Origin of the sequence: Thauera sp. (genome assembly GCF_035444905.1) — a bacterium.
Taxonomy (GTDB): domain Bacteria; phylum Pseudomonadota; class Gammaproteobacteria; order Burkholderiales; family Rhodocyclaceae; genus Thauera.
The window spans coordinates 1-1,679 of the sequence record NZ_DAOMPS010000138.1; the positions used below are offsets into that span (position 1 = coordinate 1).

General features: G+C 70.3%; 2 protein-coding genes. Both read right to left on the reverse strand.

The genetic code is table 11. From position 1 onward, the window contains the following. Positions 1-464, reverse strand: a 464-nt coding sequence (locus PLC66_RS22620) for an ureidoglycolate lyase (RefSeq protein WP_324544428.1), incomplete at its 3' end; no start/stop codon positions are given. A 163-nt stretch (positions 465-627) separates the two neighbouring features. Beyond that, positions 628-1,677 carry an allantoicase gene (alc, locus tag PLC66_RS22625; RefSeq protein ID WP_324544429.1) on the reverse strand — a complete coding sequence of 350 codons (1,050 nt, stop codon included), beginning with the start codon at positions 1,675-1,677 and terminating at the stop codon, positions 628-630. Between the last annotated feature and the right edge of the window lie 2 nt (positions 1,678-1,679).

Below are 1,679 nucleotides of genomic sequence, written 5' to 3' on the forward strand. Positions count from 1 at the left end.
TCGTCGCAGTTGTGCCCCGGCCCGCTGCGATCGATGACGATGAAGTCGCACACGGCCTCGAGCGCGAGCAGCGGGTGGTGCCAGACGCCGGTGGCGTAGTTGACGCCCTGGTCGCCGCGGGCGAGGAAGACCTTGAGGTCCTCGACCTTGGGGGGCTCGCCGGCGGGCGCGACCACCACCAGATAGGGCTTGCCCGACATCGGGATGAAGGCCTGCGAGGCCTTGGGGTGGCGCTCCATCATCTGCACGGTGAAGGGCAGGCTGCGCGGCTGGCCGCGGAAGATGGAGACGATGACGCGCCCGTCGGCGCCGGGCTCGATGCGGGCGAGGTCGTGGTAGCGCTCGGTGTTGCCGGCGTTGATGGTGAAGTGCTGGGCGGCGTCGCTCGCCTCGATGACCTCGCCGAAGGGGGCGAAGGCCTCGCGGCTGAGGGGCTGCACAGCGAGGGGCAGGGGTGCGGACATGGCGGGTCTCTTTGGGCGGGCGGCAGAAGCCTCGCGGGAGGGGGCTTGCCCGTAAGAACTCGGGATCTGCCCCCGGCCTGGTGCGGTGGGTGTGCTCGACGACTGGGGGCAGCGTGCAGGGTGGGGCGCCCGGGCGCAGGGCTGCGCCCGGGCGCCGCTGGTCTTACTTGGCCTCGACCTTGCCCCACAGGCGCAGGCGCGAGACGCCACCGTCGGGGAAGATGTTGAAGCGCACATGGGTGATCGGCCCGAGCTTGGCGACCTGCTCCGTAAAGGTGTGGATGGCATCCATCTCCAGCTTCTGCTCGGGCAGCAGGGTGTGCCAGAACATCGACTGGGTGGTGATCGAGCGGTCGGTGCCGCCGGTGACATAGGCGGCCTGGACCGAGCAGCGATCCGGGTAGTTGCCCTTGAAGTAGGCGGTATCGACCTCGATCTTCTCCACCGTGCCGGGGGCGCCGAGCTCGAGCACGCACCAGTCGTTGCCGGGCTCGCGGCGGCGGCGGGTCTCCCAGCCATCACCCATGTTCATGCCCCGGCCGGGCAGCAGCAGCGCGGCCGCGGACGAGCCGAAGCTGGCGTCGTTCCACGACACTGCGCGGCCGCCGTTCTCCATGGCGATCAGATCGACGAGCTCGCCGGAGGCGGCCTTGGCCGCCAGCGTGCCGACCGGGCGGCCATACACGCGCAGCCGCGCGATGCCGCCATCCGGATACATGTTCACGCGCAGGTGGGTCCAGGCCTCCGTGCTGGCGCACTCGAGGATGTGATGGCTGTTGGGACCCATCGGCGTGGCCGGCAGGATCTCGGTCCAGCTCGCCGCCTGGAGCGCCACGACGTCATCGGACTCGGACACGCAGGCCTCGATCGAGACCGCCGGCGGGTAGTTGCCGGTGAAGTGGGAGGTGTCGACATCGAAGCCGCGGATCACGCCTTTGACGCCGAGCTTGACCAGCGCCCAATCATGGCCGGCGACGCGCTTTCGGCGCGACTCCCAGCCGTCCATCCACTTGCCGTTGGTGTCGAACTTGCCGGGGACGAACTGCGCGGGTTCGGGGTTGAGCATGCGCGCGACCTCGGCGAAGAAGTCGTCCGAGGCGGCGAGCGCCTTCGCGCCCAGGCGCGGGTTGGCGAGATCGACCGAGCGCAGGGCCCAGTCGGGCAGCTCGGCTGCGGGGGCGAAGACGGGGGCGCCGGGAGTGTGGCTGGCCATGG